General features: G+C 46.6%; 15 protein-coding genes. 14 read left to right on the top strand and 1 reads right to left on the bottom strand.

Going from position 1 to position 17,382, the window contains the following annotated elements; genetic code table 11:
- The first annotated feature begins 55 nt into the window (after nt 1-55).
- The 14 genes from M5E81_RS08025 (at nt 56) to M5E81_RS07960 (ending at nt 15,829) form a co-directional block, all read left to right on the top strand.
- Nucleotides 56-1,303 (top strand): MFS transporter, encoded by a 1,248-nt coding sequence (locus tag M5E81_RS08025; RefSeq protein WP_249747248.1) that lies wholly within the window; start codon nt 56-58, stop codon nt 1,301-1,303.
- Between the two features lie 293 nt (nt 1,304-1,596).
- A complete protein-coding gene (gene queC, locus M5E81_RS08020) occupies nt 1,597-2,277 on the top strand; it encodes a 7-cyano-7-deazaguanine synthase QueC (protein WP_249747247.1) in 681 nt (226 codons plus the stop codon).
- A gap of 14 nt (nt 2,278-2,291) precedes the next feature.
- On the top strand, nt 2,292-2,795 hold the full coding sequence (locus tag M5E81_RS08015) for a QueT transporter family protein (protein WP_249747246.1): 504 nt from the start codon (nt 2,292-2,294) through the stop codon (nt 2,793-2,795).
- A complete protein-coding gene (gene queF, locus M5E81_RS08010; RefSeq protein WP_210684774.1) occupies nt 2,795-3,292 on the top strand; it encodes a preQ(1) synthase in 498 nt (165 codons plus the stop codon). Before M5E81_RS08015 ends, queF begins: the two co-directional genes overlap by 1 nt.
- 278 nt (nt 3,293-3,570) lie before the next feature.
- Nucleotides 3,571-4,605, top strand: a complete 1,035-nt coding sequence (locus tag M5E81_RS08005; RefSeq protein ID WP_009145819.1) for a sugar-binding transcriptional regulator — start codon at nt 3,571-3,573, stop codon at nt 4,603-4,605.
- Between the two features lie 83 nt (nt 4,606-4,688).
- Nucleotides 4,689-5,696, top strand: coding sequence for a type I glyceraldehyde-3-phosphate dehydrogenase (gap, locus tag M5E81_RS08000; protein WP_302292088.1), 1,008 nt, complete (start codon nt 4,689-4,691; stop codon nt 5,694-5,696).
- Nucleotides 5,697-5,714: 18 nt separating this feature from the next.
- Nucleotides 5,715-7,640 (top strand): triose-phosphate isomerase, encoded by a 1,926-nt coding sequence (gene tpiA / locus M5E81_RS07995; RefSeq protein WP_009145821.1) that lies wholly within the window; start codon nt 5,715-5,717, stop codon nt 7,638-7,640.
- Nucleotides 7,641-7,695: 55 nt separating this feature from the next.
- Nucleotides 7,696-9,210: a 2,3-bisphosphoglycerate-independent phosphoglycerate mutase gene (gene gpmI, locus M5E81_RS07990; protein WP_009145822.1), complete on the top strand. Its 1,515-nt coding sequence runs from the start codon at nt 7,696-7,698 to the stop codon at nt 9,208-9,210.
- A gap of 17 nt (nt 9,211-9,227) precedes the next feature.
- Nucleotides 9,228-10,511, top strand: coding sequence for a phosphopyruvate hydratase (eno, locus tag M5E81_RS07985; protein WP_249747244.1), 1,284 nt, complete (start codon nt 9,228-9,230; stop codon nt 10,509-10,511).
- A 347-nt stretch (nt 10,512-10,858) separates the two neighbouring features.
- Nucleotides 10,859-11,089, top strand: coding sequence for a preprotein translocase subunit SecG (gene secG, locus M5E81_RS07980; protein ID WP_210684771.1), 231 nt, complete (start codon nt 10,859-10,861; stop codon nt 11,087-11,089).
- Nucleotides 11,090-11,203: 114 nt separating this feature from the next.
- Nucleotides 11,204-13,204, top strand: a complete 2,001-nt coding sequence (locus M5E81_RS07975) for a sodium-translocating pyrophosphatase (protein ID WP_413641475.1) — start codon at nt 11,204-11,206, stop codon at nt 13,202-13,204.
- Nucleotides 13,205-13,627: 423 nt separating this feature from the next.
- On the top strand, nt 13,628-14,869 hold the full coding sequence (locus tag M5E81_RS07970; protein ID WP_249747242.1) for an S-layer homology domain-containing protein: 1,242 nt from the start codon (nt 13,628-13,630) through the stop codon (nt 14,867-14,869).
- 167 nt (nt 14,870-15,036) lie between these two features.
- The gene (locus M5E81_RS07965; RefSeq protein ID WP_021720543.1) at nt 15,037-15,249 is read left to right on the top strand and encodes a hypothetical protein; all 213 of its coding nucleotides are present in this window, start codon (nt 15,037-15,039) and stop codon (nt 15,247-15,249) included.
- Complete coding sequence (locus tag M5E81_RS07960) at nt 15,221-15,829, top strand: ATPase (RefSeq protein ID WP_249747241.1); 609 nt, start codon at nt 15,221-15,223, stop codon at nt 15,827-15,829. Before M5E81_RS07965 ends, M5E81_RS07960 begins: the two co-directional genes overlap by 29 nt.
- 290 nt (nt 15,830-16,119) lie before the next feature.
- Here the strand turns inward: M5E81_RS07960 and M5E81_RS07955 are convergent, their stop codons facing one another.
- Nucleotides 16,120-17,178: a site-specific integrase gene (locus M5E81_RS07955; protein WP_249747240.1), complete on the bottom strand. Its 1,059-nt coding sequence runs from the start codon at nt 17,176-17,178 to the stop codon at nt 16,120-16,122.
- Between the last annotated feature and the right edge of the window lie 204 nt (nt 17,179-17,382).

Here is a 17,382-nt window from a genome sequence, read left to right as displayed (position 1 = left end):
CGACAGAATATATATATAAGAACAGAATTTGTTTTTTATGAAGGGAAAGAAAACTATGAAAATGACAAACTTCAGATGGAAGGTAGCGTGGCTGATCTTTGCTATCAGCTTTGTATCCTACATGGACCGCGTTAACCTTTCTGTTGCAACACCCGTAATCATGAAGGAATTTGGCTTTACTAAAATTGATATGGGCCTCATTCAATCCTTCTTCTTCGCTGGTTATGCTTTGATGCAGGTTCCCGGCGGTATGGTTGCCGAAAAATTCGGCCATCGCTTTACCGGTTCTATCGCCTGCGCCTGGTGGTCAATTTTTACTGCTTTAACTGCAGTAGCAAGCGGTAAGTACACCTTTGCAATTGTACGTTTGATGTTTGGCTTGGGCGAAGCACCGATTTATCCTGCGTTCGCTATGGCGGAACACAAATGGTTTAATAAAGACGAAAAGGGCAAGGCAAGCTCCTTTATTCTTAACGGCTGCTTCTTTGGTCCTGTAGTCGGTCCTGCTGTTGTAGTATGGCTGATGACAACCTTTGGCTGGCATCATGTATTCCTTAGCTTCGGTGTAGTCGGTCTGCTCTTGGCTTGGGCTTGGCATAAATATGTTACTGATGATCCGAAGGACAGTCCTTATGTTAATGAAGCAGAATTGGCTCACATCAACGAGGGCCGTGTGGACGCAACCGGTGAAAAACAGATTGCTCCGTGGGGCAAGCTGCTGCGTTCTTCCCAATTCTGGGCTTTGGGCATTCAGTTCCTGATTACCGATTACATTATGTACGTATTCTTGGCATGGCTGCCGATGTACCTCATGGAGGTGCACAAATTCTCCTTAGCTAAAATGGGTATTTGGGCTGCTGCTCCCTGGATTTCTCTGATGGCTGTGGTTACTCTTTGCGGTCACTATTCCGATAAACTGCTGCGCAACGGCATGTCTCAGAATATGGTTAAGACTGCAACCGGTGCTGCTGGCATTCTGCTGTGTGCAGGTGCACTGTACATTTCCACCCGTACTGCTGATCCGATGATGAATGTTCTCTGGCTTTCCGTATCCTTAGGCTCTCTTGGTCTGACCATGAGTGCTTCCTGGTCCAGTGTAATCACCATGGGCGGCAAATTTGCAGGCTCTGTATCCGGTTGGATGAACTTCTGGGGCAATATCGGCGGCGTACTGGCTCCGACCGTTACTGCCTGGTTTGCAACCAACTATGGCTGGCAGGCTGCTTTGGCAGCAACTGCTGTAACCGGTATCTGCGGTGCCATTGCCTGGTTCTTTGTAAAGCCTGATAAAGCAATTGTATAATAAGAGATAAGCTATAACGCTTTTAAGACAGACACCTCGACATGCTTTAAGTATATCGGCGGTGTCTGTTTTTGATTATGCTATTTTCTTATACTGGACAAATAGCGCGATATGCTGTATAATATCCTAGAAGTTCATAACAGACAGTTCGTAACCATCCTGTCTATAAATAAAACTACGGGCGATGTACTGGCGCCGGCCGGTATTTTTTATGTATGCAAGGATTTCGTCTGTAGATGACGGAATCCTTTTATATTTTGTGGACTTTGCCCGCTCGTTATCGGGAGGAAAAAATGAAGGTTTTAGTATTATTAAGCGGTGGCGTAGACAGCTCAACCTGTCTGGCACTGGCAAAAGAAAAATACGGTGATAATGTTCTGGCCTTGTCGATGTCCTATGGTCAGAAGCATGCCAAGGAGCTTGCAGCAGCGCAGGCTATTGCCGATTATTATCATGTGGAGCTGCTGCATATGGATTTGTCGAAGATTTTTGCACACAGCAAATGCTCTCTGCTCCAGGGCTCGGAGGAAAGCGTTCCGCACGCATCTTATGCAGAGCAGCTGAAGGAAAGCAAGGGTGAGCCTGTCAGCACTTATGTACCGTTCCGTAATGGCTTGTTCCTGTCTGCTGCGGCAAGCATTGCCTTGGAATATGAATGCAATGAGATTTACTACGGGCCCCATGCCGATGATGCTGCAGGCAACGCTTATCCTGATTGCAGCGTCGAATTTAACGAGTCGATGAATTTGGCAGTATATCTGGGAAGCGGCCGCAAGGTGCGTCTGGTTGCTCCCTTTGTCGACAAAACAAAGAAGGATATAGTTGCCGAGGGCTTGCGTCTTGGCGTTCCCTATGAGCTTACATGGAGCTGTTATGACGGTGACGAAAAGCCCTGTCATAAGTGCGGTACCTGTATTGACCGTGAAGCAGCCTTTGCTGCCAACGGTGTTGTTGATCCCTTAGCAGAGGCTTGAAGGAGGTAAGGATAATGAAGAGTTTAAGTAACCAAAAATTAGTATTTTCCGCATTATGCATTGCTTTATATATTGTTGTGATGATTTGCACCCAAAGCTTTGCTTTTGGTCAGTATCAGATTCGTATTGCTACTGTTCTGTATGGCTTGAGCGCTATTTTCCCGTTTTTGATTTTACCGTTTGGCTTGGCAAACGTTGTCAGCAACACGGTGATGGGCGGTCTTGGTCTGCCGGATATTATCGGCGGGTTCATTGTGGGTATCGTAACGACCAGCATTATTGTGTTTGCTAAGCGTCGTGGCTGCGGCAACTGGATTATCTGGGCTGCGGTTACCTTTGTACCGGGACTTGGTGTTCCTGTATGGTTGAGTGTACTGCTGGATATTCCCTATCTGGTGCTGGCAAGCAGTCTGCTGATTGGTCAGTGCATCTGCGGTATTGCCAGTGTAATGCTGGTTACCGCATTGGAACGTGTGGGAGCAGGTAAACTGTTTGCATTTGATGGAGGTAAACAATAATGACAAGTGGCAGAAGTAAAGAAGAATTACAGGGTGTAAGCCTGTTAGGCCATAAAACTGCTTATAAAAGCGATTATGCGCCGGAGGTTCTGGAATCTTTCCCGAATAAGCATCCGCAAAACGATTACTGGGTTAAATTTAACTGCCCGGAATTTACCAGCCTGTGTCCGATGACAGGACAACCTGATTTTGCGACTATCTATATTTCCTATGTTCCGGACGAACGTCTGGTAGAAAGCAAATCTCTGAAGCTGTATCTCTTCAGCTTCCGTAATCACGGTGATTTCCATGAGGATTGCGTAAACATCATTATGAAGGATCTTATTAAGCTGATGGAGCCTAAATATATTGAGGTTTGGGGCAAATTCCTGCCGCGCGGCGGTCTGTCCATCGATCCGTATGCCAACTACGGCAAGCCGGGAACCGAATGGGAGCAGGCTGCGAAGAAGCGTCTCTTTATGCATGATATGTATCCAGAAACAGTTAATAACAGATAAAAATTTGGAGCTGCTGCACAATGCGGCGGCTCTTTTTTTTTTGCGCTTTGTGAACAAATCAGCAGAAAAAAACTATTTTTAGACAGTTTAAGTTAGCGATAGCTAATCAAAGACTGATTTTAACAAAAATTTTTCGATAAACACTAATACAGCACTTTATTTCTTAATTAGAGTATGCTATAATGAGCTATAGACAAATAATTCACTTATTTGTATTGAATCTGTGGGACACGAAAAGTACCACGAGGGACAAAACACGTCAAGGGATGTAACTGGTTATGGATAGTATTATTAATCTGCAAAAGAAAATTGTACCGGAGCTGACTGATTTGCTCGTACAGCGTTACCAGATTTTGCGTCAGGTGAGTCACGAAGCGCCGATAGGCCGACGTGCGCTGGCTGCAAGACTGGGACTCAGCGAAAGAGTGCTGCGTGCTCAGGTTGATTTTCTCAAGAAAAGCGGCTTGCTGGATTTTTCTTCCAGCGGCATGAGCGTAACTGATGAGGGAGCGGATATTCTTAAGGAGCTGGCGGATTATGTACGCAAGCTGCAGGATATTTCGTTTTTGGAAAGCACTCTCAGTGATACGCTGAAGATTGGCAAGGTTGTCATTCTTCCCGGCGATTCCGATCAGGAGGATGTTGTCAAACGCGAAATCGGCCGTACTGCAGCGCATATTCTCAGCAAGCTGCTGAGCGATGGCAATAAGCATATAGTTGCTGTCAGCGGCGGTACTACTATGGCAGCGATGGCAGCTAATGTTTCCGGTTCCCAGCCTAATACGGTGGTTGTACCGGCTCGTGGCGGCTTGGGTGATAACGTGGAACTGCAGGCCAATACGATTGCAACTGTCCTGGCGCAAAAGCTCGGAGCATCCTACCGTCAGCTTTATGTTCCCGACTGTGTAAGCGAGGATATCTTAAACAGTATTCTTAAAGAGGATATCGGTGTACGTGCTGTCGTTGATATTATCAAGCAGGCGGATATTCTTGTCCACGGTGTAGGCCGTGCCAGTGTTATGGCAAGACACAGACGCTTAGGCAGCGAGGTAATTGCCAAGCTGGAGGCGGACGGTGCTGTAGGCGAGGCGTTCGGTCAGTATTGCGCTTTGGACGGCAGACAGGTTTATATGACTAATAATGCCGGCCTGATGCTGCAGGATTTGCAACACATCGGCACAATCATCGGTATTGCCGGAGGTAAATCGAAGGCTGCCGCAATTTTATCGGTTATTCGTGCTTCCAGACAGGATATTTTGATTACCGATGAGGCTGCAGCGCATGAGATTCTCAAAATGGCTAAAGAGCAATAAACAAGTGAAGCTCTTAAAGTATTAATTTGTTACTGAGCACATTTGTGCAAAATTTAGATTCTCTCAGAATTAAGGAGGAAATTATTATGACAAAAGTAGGTATTAATGGTTTTGGCCGTATCGGCCGCGAGGTTTTCCGTGTAGCATTCAACAATCCTGAAGTAGAGGTTGTTGCTGTCAACGATCCTGGCGACATCACCGCTTTGGCTCACCTGTTGAAATATGACTCTATCCATGGCACCTTCAATCATGAAGTCAGCATTGAAGGCAACTACATTATTGTTGACGACCGCAAAATCGAAGTATTCGCTTGCCTGGATCCTGCACAGATTCCTTGGGGCGAAGCCGGTGCTGAAATTGTTGTAGAATCCACCGGCCGTTTCACCGAAGCTGCAAAGGCTGGAGCTCATCTGCATGACACTGTTAAAAAGGTTATTATCTCCGCTCCTGCAAAAGGCGAAGATATTACCATCGTTATGGGTGTTAACGAAGACAAATATGATCCTGCAAAACACAACATCATTTCCAACGCTTCCTGCACCACCAACTGCCTGGCTCCGTTCACCAAAGTATTGCTGAACAAATTCGGTATCGAAAGCGGTCTGATGACCACTGTTCACTCCTACACCAATGACCAGAGAATCCTGGACCTGCCGCATAAAGACCTGCGCCGTGCTCGCGCTGCTGCTTGCTCCATCATCCCGACTACTACCGGTGCTGCAAAAGCAGTTGCTCTGGTTCTGCCGGAACTGAAGGGTAAACTGAACGGCTTCGCAATGCGCGTTCCGACTCCGAACGTTTCCATCACCGACCTGACTGTACTGCTGCAAAAAGACACCACTGCCGAAGAAATCAACGCAGTGCTGAAGGAAGCTGCTGAAGGCGAACTCAAAGGCATCATGGGCTACAGCGACGAACCGCTGGTATCCCGCGATTACAACGGCTGCCCGCTGAGCTCCATTATCGACGGCCTGTCCACCATGATGGTTGGTCCTCGCATGGCTAAGGTTGTAAGCTGGTACGACAACGAATGGGGTTATTCCAACCGCGTAGTTGACCTGGCTGCTTATATTGCTAAAAAAGGTCTGTAATAAAGGAGATTCTTATCCGTGGATAAAAAAACTGTACGTGACTTAGACGTTGCCGGTAAAAAAGTACTGGTACGCGTAGATTTTAACGTTCCTCTGAATGATAAAGGTGAGATTACCGATGATACCCGCATCACCGCATCTCTGCCGACCATTCAATATCTGTTGGAGCAAAAGGCTGCTGTTATTTTAATGGCACATCTCGGCCGTCCTAAAGGACAGGTTAAACCGGAATTGTCTTTGGCTCCCGTAGCTAAGCATTTGGGCAAGCTGCTGGGCAAAAAGATTCTGTTTGCTCCGGACTGCGTAGGCGAAGCTGCACAGGCTGCTGCCAGCAAGCTGAAACCGGGCCACATCCTGCTGTTGGAAAACCTGCGTTTCCATAAGGAAGAAGAAAAGAACGACATGGAATTTGCCGAGAAGCTGGCTTCTTTGGCAGACCTGTATGTCAATGACGGCTTCGGTGTATCTCACCGCGCACATGCTTCTGTAGAAGGCGTAACCCACTTCCTGCCTGCAGCTGCAGGCTTCCTGCTGGAAAAGGAAATCCAGTATGTAGGTCAGGCTGTAACCAATCCGCTGCATCCTTTCGTTGCTATTATCGGCGGTGCTAAGGTAAGCGACAAAATCGGCGTTATCAGCAACCTGCTCGATAAGGTTGATACCCTGCTTATCGGCGGCGGTATGGCTAACACCTTCCTGGCTGCACAAGGCTACAAAATGGGCAAGTCTTTAGTAGAAGAGGATAAGCTGGATCTGGCTAAAGAGCTTTTGGCTAAGGCTAAGAAAAATAAAGTAAATATGCTGCTGCCTACCGATCTGGTAATGGCTGCTGCATTTGCTCCCGACGCCGAGCATGTAACCGAAAAGGTGAAAAACCTGAATCAGGCTTATATGGCTCTGGATATCGGTGCGGAAACCAGCAAGGCTTATGCGGAAGCTCTGGCTGACGCTAAGATGATTGTATGGAACGGACCGATGGGCGTTTTTGAAATGGATGCATTCTGCAAGGGTACCGAGGCTGTAGCGAAGGCTGTAGCCAAGAGCCGTGCTACCAGCATTGTCGGCGGCGGCGACAGCGTTGCTGCTATCGAAAAGCTGGGTCTGGCTAAACGCATTACCCACATTTCCACCGGTGGCGGTGCTTCTCTGGAATATCTGGAAGGCAAGGTACTGCCCGGCGTTGCTGCGCTGGATGACCTGCGCCGCAAAATGATTGCCGGCAACTGGAAAATGCACAAAACCGTAAGCGAGGCTGTAGCGCTAGCTGAGGATATTGTTATGGAAACTAACGGTACCTTGAACGAGGTTGTTATTTTCCCGCCGTTCACCGCACTGGAAACTGTTGCGGATGCTATCGACGGCAAGCACGTAGGCTACGGCGCACAGGATTTGCATTGGGAAGACAAGGGTGCCTTCACCGGCGCTGTTTCCGGTGCGATGATTGCCGATATCTGCGCTGAATATGTTCTCGTTGGTCACAGCGAACGCCGTACCATTTTCGGTGAGAACGAAAAAATTGTTGCCAGCAAGATTATTGCCGCTTACCGCAACGGCCTGAAGCCGATGCTGTGCGTTGGTGAAAATCTGGCTGAGCGTGAAGCAGGCAAAACTGCCCGCAAAATCAATATGCAGCTGAAGAGCGCTCTGCGTGTAATTTCTGCAGAGGATGCAGAAAACCTTGTTGTTGCTTATGAGCCTATCTGGGCTATCGGCAGCGGTAAGGCTGCTACTCCGGAGGATGCTTTGGAAGTATGCACTCTGATTCGTGAAAAAATAGGCAAAATCTTTACACCTGATATTGCCCGCAAGGTTCGTATTCTTTACGGCGGCAGTGTTAATGAAAAGAACGCTGCTTCCTTCAACCTCAGCGGTATTGACGGTGTACTGGTAGGCGGTGCAAGCCTGAAGGCTGACACCTTTGCCGCAATCGTAAGAAGCTTTTAATAAGACCTCGGAGAAAGCACCTGTTGCTTTCTCCTTCGTCTTTAGGAATTTGATAATGAAAAAACCAGTTTTACTAATGATTCTAGATGGTTGGGGCATTGCTCCCGCAGACAAAACAAACGCTGCAGCGATGGCAAAAACTCCTAACCTGGACAGTTATTTTGCAAATTATCCTCATACAACCTTGGAAGCCAGCGGCAAGGCTGTCGGCCTGCCTGCAGGTCAGATCGGTAATTCCGAGGTAGGTCACCTGAATATCGGTGCCGGCCGCATTATCTACCAAAGCCTGACACGCATTGACAAGGCGATTGAGGATGGCGATTTGTATAAGAACAAAGAGCTCAGCAGGGTGATGGACGAAACGAAGCAGGCAGGCAAGGCGCTGCATCTTCTGGGACTGTTATCCGACGGCGGCGTACACAGCCACATTGAGCATCTTTTGGCACTTATCTGCATGGCTAAGGTTAAAGGCCTGACCAAGGTTTATGTGCATGCCTTCCTGGATGGACGTGATGTCGGTCCGAAAACAGCTTTGGAATATATCCATGAGCTGGAAGATGGCATGGCGCAGATTGGCGTAGGCAAGATTGCTACCGTCAGCGGACGCTATTACGCAATGGACCGCGACAAGCGCTGGGAGCGCGTGGAGCGTGCCTATAAAGCACTGGTGCTGGGCGATGGCGGCAAGGCTGCAAGCGCTGCTGCCGGCGTAGAAGCATCCTATGCCGCAGGTGTAACGGATGAGTTTGTTGAACCCTTCACTGTTGACGGCGTAGATGGCAAAATCACTGCCGGGGACGGTGTGATTTTCTTCAATTTCCGTCCTGACAGAGCACGTGAAATTACCCGTGCGCTGCATGATGAGGACTTCCCGTATTTTGCACGTCCCGAGGGCGCACGCCCTGTAAATTATGTGTGCATGACGCAGTATGATGCTACAATTACCGCACCGGTAGCCTTTCCTCCGGAGGAGATTAAGGATACATTGGGTGAGGTGTTGGCACAGCATGGACTGCACCAGCTGCGCATTGCGGAAACCGAAAAATATGCGCATGTAACCTTCTTCTTCAACGGTGGTGTGGAAGCTCCGAATGCTAATGAGGAGCGTATTCTGATTCCTTCGCCGAAGGTTTCAACCTATGATTTGCAGCCGGAAATGAGCGCCGAAGAGGTTACGCAGGCACTATTGGCAGAGCTGGATAAGGATAAATTTGATGCGATTATCCTGAACTTTGCAAATCCGGATATGGTTGGTCATACCGGTGTGCTCAGCGCTGCGATTACCGCTATGGAAAAGGTTGATGACTGTGCCGGACGCATTGTACGCAAGGTGCTGTCCCTTGGCGGCAGTGTGTGCATTACCGCGGACCACGGCAATTTGGAGAAGATGGCCGAAAGCGACGGTTCTCCGAACACCGCGCATACCACTAACCCTGTACCGTTTATTTTAGTAAGCAAGGAGCAGCACAAGCTGCATAACGGCATTTTGGCCGATATTGCACCGACGCTGCTGCAGCTGCTTAATATTAAACAGCCTGTCGCTATGACAGGTAAAACTTTGATAGACTAATCATGAGGTGATAAGAAATGGCAATGATTACCGAAGTTTACGCTCGCGAGATTCTGGATTCCCGCGGCAATCCGACCGTAGAAGTTGAAGTATGCCTGGAAGACGGCGCTATGGGACGCGCTGCTGTTCCTTCTGGCGCATCTACCGGCGTACACGAAGCTGTAGAGCTGCGTGACGGCGACAAAGAGCGTTACCTGGGCAAGGGCGTTACCAAAGCAGTTGATAATGTTAACGACATTATTGCCGAAGCAATTATCGGTCTGGACGCAACCCGCCAAACCGAAATTGACGAGCTGCTGGTTCGCCTGGACGGCACTCCGAACAAGGGCCGCCTCGGCGCTAACGCTATCCTCGGCGTTTCCATGGCTGTAGCTAAGGCTGCCGCTGCTTCCATAGGCCTGCCGCTGTACCTGTACTTAGGCGGTGTTGCTGCCAAAGAGCTGCCTGTTCCGATGATGAACATCTTAAACGGCGGCGAGCATGCAGACAACAACGTTGATATTCAGGAATTCATGATTATGCCGGTTGGCGCTAAATCCTTCAGCGAAGCACTGCGCATGAATGCTGAGATTTATCATAACCTGAAGGCACTGCTGAAGGAAAAAGGCCTGAGCACTGCTTTGGGTGATGAAGGCGGTTTTGCACCGAACCTGAAATGCAACGCAGATGCAATCGAGGTTATCCTCGAAGCAACCGAGCGAGCGGGCTACAAACCGGGTAAGGACATCGTTATGGCAATGGACGTTGCTTCTAGCGAATTCTATGTAGACGGCAAATACAAAATGACCGGCGAAGGCGTAGAAATGACCAGCGAAGAAATGGTAGATTATCTGGCAGGTCTGTGCGAGAAATATCCTATCATCTCCATCGAAGACGGTATGGCTGAAGATGACTGGGACGGATGGAAGAAGCTCACCAAAAAGCTGGGCAAAAAAGTTCAGCTGGTTGGCGATGACCTGTTCGTTACCAACGAAGAGCGTCTGGTTCAGGGCATTGAAAAGGGCGTAGCTAACGCTATTCTGATTAAGGTAAACCAAATCGGTACCTTAACCGAAACCTTCAACGCTATCGAAACCGCAAAACGCGCAGGCTACACCTGCATCATCTCTCACCGCAGCGGTGAAACCGAAGACACCACTCTGGCAGATATTGCTGTTGCTGTAAACGCTGGTCAGATTAAAACCGGTGCTCCGGCACGTACCGACCGTGTTGCCAAATACAACCAGCTGCTGCGTATCGAAGAGGATCTCGGCAAGGCTGCAAAATATAACGGCATGAAGGTTTTCTACAATATTAAATAAAATTTGACAAAGCAATACAATTGCGCTATAGTTAACTCGAAAAGAGATTGTGCAAATGTCATAGTTCGCACGCAAAAAGAAAAGCCCCGGGATTGCGCCTCGGGGTTTTTCATTTTAAGCTGACTGTGCGCTATTTTCGGTCTAACCATTTGCAAATATAATAGCTGATTATACCTGCCATATCAGAAAGAATAAGAGATTGAGCAAATTCTGCCATAATTTACCATTTTCCCGCTGGAAAGAGTCGCAGCAAATATAATATAAAATAATCTGTGAAAAAAATACTAGCTTTATAATTGGCTTTATGGTAAAATACTATGGTACAAAAATATGAGGAGGTAAGCTCTGTGATTGAAACTGTCTTGATGGTTCTTGAAGTTATCGTTTGCATAGCACTCATTGGCGCAGTTCTGCTGCAGTCCGGAAAAGGCGGCGGTATGGGCAGTACTTTCGGCGGCAGTGACGGTGCTTTTTTTGGCAAGGGCAATGATCTGGATACACTCATGGCGAAGGCCACGATTTATTTAGGTGTTGCATTTGCTGTTATTACATTGGCGCTGGCAAAAATCAACGCTTAAGGCTGACGGGGGTTCCTGTTTTCCGCACTCATCATGTTACCAAGAGTGCAACCGCACTCTTAAAATTTTAAATTTTTTTATAAAAAGAAAGGGGTTTGGGTCTTGAATTTCTTAATGATCTCCATTGTTGTCGGCCTCATTGCACTCGCAGTTGCACTGATGCTGAGCAGCGCAATCGGTAAGGCTCCTGCTGGTACAGCACGTATGCAGGAAATTGCCGGTTACATCCACGAGGGCGCTATGGCGTTCCTGTTCCGCGAATACAAAGCACTGTCTGCTTTCGTAATCGTTGTTGCTATCGTAATTTCTATGTTCTTATCTCCGCTTACTGCAGTATGCTTCGTTGCAGGTGCAGTATTCTCCGTATGTGCAGGCTACATTGGCATGACTGTTGCTACCAAAGCTAACGTTCGTACTGCTGCAGCTGCTCAACATGGCGGCATGCCGGAAGCTCTGAAAATTGCTTTCTCCGGCGGTGCTGTTATGGGTCTGGGCGTTGTTGGTCTGGGTATCGTTGGTGTTGCTGCTGCTTACATGCTGTTCGGCAACATTGATATCGTTACCGGCTTCGGTCTGGGCGCAAGCTCCATTGCATTGTTTGCTCGTGTTGGCGGCGGTATCTACACCAAAGCTGCTGACGTTGGCGCTGACCTGGTAGGTAAAGTAGAAGAAGGTCTGCCTGAAGATGACCCGCGTAACCCGGCTACCATCGCTGATAACGTAGGCGATAACGTAGGCGACGTTGCAGGCATGGGCGCTGACTTGTTCGAATCCTATGTAGGTGCTATCATCTCCGCTATTACCCTAGGTGCTGTTGCATATCCCGGCGGCGAAGGCATTATGTTCGTATTCGAGCTGGCTTTCGCTGGTATCATTGCTTCCCTGATCGGTGTATTCTATGCTCGCAGCAGCAAATCCACCAATCCGCAGGCTGCTCTGAACCATGGTACCTATGTTGGCGGCGTAATCGTAATTGCTGCTGCTTACTACCTGTCCACTTCCATCTTCGGTAACACTGCTGCATTCGTAGCTATTGCTTCCGGTCTGGTTGTTGGTCTGTTAATCGGTAAAATCACCGAAATCTACACCTCTGCTGATTATGCTTCCGTTAAGAAGATTGCTGAGCAATCCGAAACCGGTCCGGCAACCACCATCATCTCCGGTCTGGCTGTTGGCATGTATTCCACCTTCCTGCCGATGATCTTCATCTGCGTTGGTGTAATCCTGGCATTCTTCACCATGGGCGGTGCTAAAGATGCAGGCATGGGCCTGTTCGGTATCTCCCTGGCTGCAGTTGGTATGCTGTCCACCACCGGTCTGACCGTAGCAGTTGACGCTTATGGTCCTATCGCTGATAACGCCGGCGGTATCGCAGAAATGTCCGAGCTGCCTCCTGAAGTACGTGAAATCACCGATACCCTGGACTCCGTTGGCAACACCACCGCTGCTATCGGTAAAGGCTTCGCTATCGGTTCCGCTGCTCTGACTGCTCTGGCTCTGTTCTCTGCTTATGCACACACTGTAGGCCTGAAAGCAATCGACCTGCTGAACCCTGTAACCCTGATCGGTCTGTTTATCGGTGCAACCCTGCCGTTCGTATTCGGTGCTATGACCATGGAATCTGTTGGTAAAGCTGCTTACCAGATGATCGAGGAAGTTCGTCGTCAATTCCACGAAATCCCCGGCCTGCTGGAAGGCAAAGCTAAAGCTGACTACCAAAAATGCGTAGACATCTCCACTGCAGCTGCTCTGCACGAGATGATTATGCCTGGTGTTATCGCTATCGTTGCTCCTCTGCTGGTTGGCTTCCTGTTCGGTACTGAAGCTCTGGGCGGCCTGATTGGCGGCTCTCTGGCTTCCGGCGTACTGGTTGCAATCCTGATGGCTAACGCCGGCGGTGCATGGGATAACGCGAAGAAATTCGTAGAAGCTTCCGGCCGTAAACATACTCCGGTTCATGATGCAACCGTAGTAGGCGATACTGTAGGTGACCCGTTCAAAGATACTTCCGGACCTGCAATGAACATTCTGATCAAACTGATGACCATTGTATCCCTGGTATTTGCTCCTGTACTGGCAGCAAACGGCGGCATCCTGCTTGGCCTGTTAAAATAATTTTATAGTTAAGCTATAATCCACGCTGCTGCAGCATTAGCTGCAGCAGCTTTTTTGTTGCGTCTATGCTGTAATACAGCTTTCTTTGTGAAAAGTGTACGTTTGTAGGCAAATGCTTTTTGCTTTAAAATACAAGTGTAACAGTAAAGCAAAATTCAAGTAAAATCAATAACAGATTAACAGAAAAAGACTTGCGCTAAATGTTGATGCATGGTATAATGCAACTATCGATAAGAATTGAAAATACCATTTTTACTGATTACTATTGCTTTATAAATCATTGCTATGGAAAAACCGGCAAAGGATGACAGAGGAAACAAGGCAACTCTTGAGCGGAATTTGTTGGCGGCTCCGGAAGGTGATTTGTAAAAATACAATATTGGCAGTTTGATAATACTGCTACTTCCTGAGGAGGAAACAACAATGAAAAAATCCTTAGTACTCGCTATGGCTATGGCACTTGGCGTAACCGCTTCTGCTTATGCCGCAAATCCGTTCTCTGACGTTCCTGCTGGCCACTGGGCTTATGACAGCATCAACAAACTGGCTGCTGCTGGCGTAATCGAAGGCTACGGCGACTCCACCTTCGGTGGCGACAAACTGATGACCCGTTATGAAATGGCTCAAATCGTTGCTAAAGCAATGGCAAAAGGTGCTAACGTTGATAAACTGGCTGCTGAGTTCGCTGATGAACTGGACAACCTGGGCGTTCGCGTTGCTGCTCTGGAGAAAAAAGCTGACAACGTAAAAATCACCGGCCAAATCCGTTATGAATATGCTGACCGTGATGGCGCTTTTGGTGATAATGTTGCTAAAAATCGTCTGCGTACCCGTTTGTTTGTAAATGGTGCTATCAATGACGATTGGACCTATACTGCACGTCTGCAAAATGACCAAAACCTTGCTGATAATGCTGGTAACGAAAAAACTGATTTGAACCAAGCATATGTAACCGGTCGCGTAGGCGGTTTGGCAGTTGTTGCTGGTAAAGCACCTCTGACTTTGGTTGATGGTAACCTGTACGATGATACCGCTGAATTCGTTTCTGTATCCTATGGCAAAGACGTTAAGCTGACTGCATATGCAGGTCAACCGACCGACTATGGTTTTGATAACTTCTATGGTGCTTCCTTAGCTGGTAATGTTGGCAAGTTGGCTCTGAGTGCTGGCTATGATGCATTTAAAGATTCTTTAGATGCAGCTAAAGAAGGTATTACCGCTACTGCTAAAAACGCTAACGTTAAAGTAGGCGAAGATAACAATGTTTGGAATGTAACTGCAAAATATGCATTCGACAAAAATGTTGCTTTGAATGCTGCTTACCTGAATTCTGATGTTGCAAGTGATAATTTGATGAAAAAAGACGTTGATACTGACGGCTTTGTTGTAGGCTTGGATTACAAAGGTGCTAAAGCTAAAGAAGCTGGTTCCTGGGGCTTGAGCACTAAATATTTTGATCAAGGTGCTGGCACTTTCGTAGCACACACCATGAAGACTGCCGATTGGGATAAATACCTGACTGAAGGCTTCAAAGGCTATAATGTTGGTGCTTCCTATACCCTTGCTAAGAACATGGTTTACATGCTCGACTACTATGATTTCGATGGCAAAGAAACCGATAAAAACGATCGTGTAATCTGGAGCCGTCTGCAAATCAGCTTCTAATCTGACTTTACGTCAATCCGCTGAAAAGCAAAAAATCGCATATGCATAAATGAAAAGAGGACGGTGCGCACCGTCCTCTTTTTGCATGCGCAAGATAGCTTTTGACTTTTTTGCTGAAATACAGTACTATGTAAGTAGGATAATGTGTTTAGAAAGGTTGGTGTCTTATGAGTCAACAAAAATATATTTCTGACGAGCAGGTTGTAAAACGTGCTAATTGTGCCGTAAAAATTGCATTAGAAAAGAAACGTGCTATGGATGTGCCTATTTTTACATATGATAGAGAAACGCAGAGTATTTGTGTAATTGGCAGTGATGGTAGCAAAACTCAGGTATGTGGGAGATATAATCATGGACGCTACAGCGAAAGAGTCAAATAAAAAGCCGGAGATAATCGTTTTTGCTGGACCAAACGGTTCCGGTAAGAGTACTTTTACAGATTTATTAAAACCACCTGTTGACTATATTAATGCTGATGAAATCAAGAAAAATTTAAAATGCGATGATTTGACTGCAGCGCAAATTGCTGAAAAGCAGAGAGAGGATCATTTGAAAAATAGAGAGGACTTCTGTTTTGAAACAGTTATGTCTACACCTAGAAATTTAAATTTGTTGCAACGAGCTAAGGAAGCAGGTTATTTTATACGTTGTTACTATATTTTAACTGTTGACCCTTTTATTAATGTTTATCGAATAAAATCTCGTGTCGCAGAAGGTGGACATGATGTGCCGGTCGAGAAAATAATAGAACGCTATGATAAGGCTTTGGCTCAGGTTTGTGATGTTGTTCATGTTGCAGACGTTTGTCATATATATGACAACTCGACAGAGCAACCTTTTCGTATTTTCAAAAAACGCAAGAGTGAGGAATTCTTTGATGTTTGCGATGAGTGGCATCAAGAAGATATTAAGCTTTTAACTGGTAGCGAAAATATGCAGTATAAGAACTTAAATAAATGAAAAGAGGACGGTGCGCACCGTCCTCTTTTTATCTACATTCCGATGTATAAAACCTTTCAAAAACACCAATTTACATACATTGCAATGTATGTAGTTCGCAAAAAAACGCATTTTTCTACATCGCAATGTATGAAGTTCTTGCAAAATCAAAGCATGCTGTAATCAGTATGCTTTTTTTATGATATAAAATACAAAACAAAAGCGCCAGGACCTTGCAAATAGCATGATTCTGGCGTTTTTTGATTTTGTGGAATGAATTGCGGAACTGAAACGGAACTAAAACATTAAATTTAGTTATTTGAGGTTATTAAATTTTCTATTTTAGCCGCTATTTCCTCGTTTGTTGTGTGGTACAGGTGGCCGTATATGTTAAGCGTTGTTTTTATATCGTCATGGCCTAAACGTCGACTTATAGCAAGAATGTTTATGCCTAAATTTATTAATAGGCTGGCGTGAGAGTGGCGCAGATCATGCAGGCGTATTTTTTCTAGTCCGGCTTTTTCCGCTGCTGCCTTTAGTTGTTTTAGCAAAGTGGGTTTAGAAAAATACATGAATAGCGGTTCTTCTGCTTCTGGCTCATATAAAAGCTTTAAATATTCGTCAATCAATGCGCAGACGCTAGCCGGGATTGAAACTATACGTGTGCTTTGACTGTTTTTTGTCGGGCCGATATATTGAGCGCTGCCGATAGTTGAAAGAGATTTTGAAACGTTGATAGTCTTGGCCGCTGGGTTATAGTCCTGGATTGTCAGCGCCAGCAATTCGCCAACACGCAGGCCAGAATAAAACAGCAGCGTAAACGCTGCCTTAGCTGCTGGCGTTGTAAACTTCATAGCTAAATTAAATTGTTCGACAGTCCAGAATTTAGCGCGGTGTGCTTTTAATGTGCCGATACTGCCAGCAATGCGCGCCGGATTATTTTTCAAGCCGTAGAATTTTATTGCAAAGTTAAACAGCGCTGAAAGATTGCCGTGAATGATTCTTTGACTTGTTGGGGCGTAGTGCATAAGAATATCATTTTGCCAGCGCCGAACGTGAACCGGGTTTATTTCGCTGATCTTCATAGCATGGAAAAAGGGAAGGATAGCGTGTTCAAAAAAACTTTGCTTGTTGGTAACAGTTGTTTTTCTCAATCTTGCGGAACAGTCATTTATATATTTTTCGTAAACGTCCTGGAAAGTGTAATTCGGATTTGTTGCGTATTGTGCCAAAAATTCGCGTTCAGCTGCTTTTGCTTCACGCGCCAACGCAAAGCCGCGCCGCTTAGCCTGGTGCTTTTCGCCTTGCCAATCTGTGTAGTAGCATTTGAAATAATATTTTTTGGTGTTCTTGTCAAGATATACAGGCATTTTTTCACGTCCTTTTCGTCATTGGCTGATGTGGTGGCCGTTCATCTGCAGCAAACGGCCAACGGATATAGAAATATAAAGAGTGAGCAAAAAACAATAAATTTTACGCCTTAGAATGTTTTGAAACGTTTACAGGTATAAAGACCAGGGCAAGACAATAAAAATTAAATCTAGGGGCAATTACGTTCGTCTGAGGGGTATTTA

It is taken from the genome of Phascolarctobacterium succinatutens (genome assembly GCF_023497905.1).
Classification (GTDB): domain Bacteria; phylum Bacillota; class Negativicutes; order Acidaminococcales; family Acidaminococcaceae; genus Phascolarctobacterium_A; species Phascolarctobacterium_A succinatutens.
The sequence above is the reverse complement of the archived record's forward strand: the minus strand, read 5'-3'. Positions and strand labels throughout refer to the sequence as shown.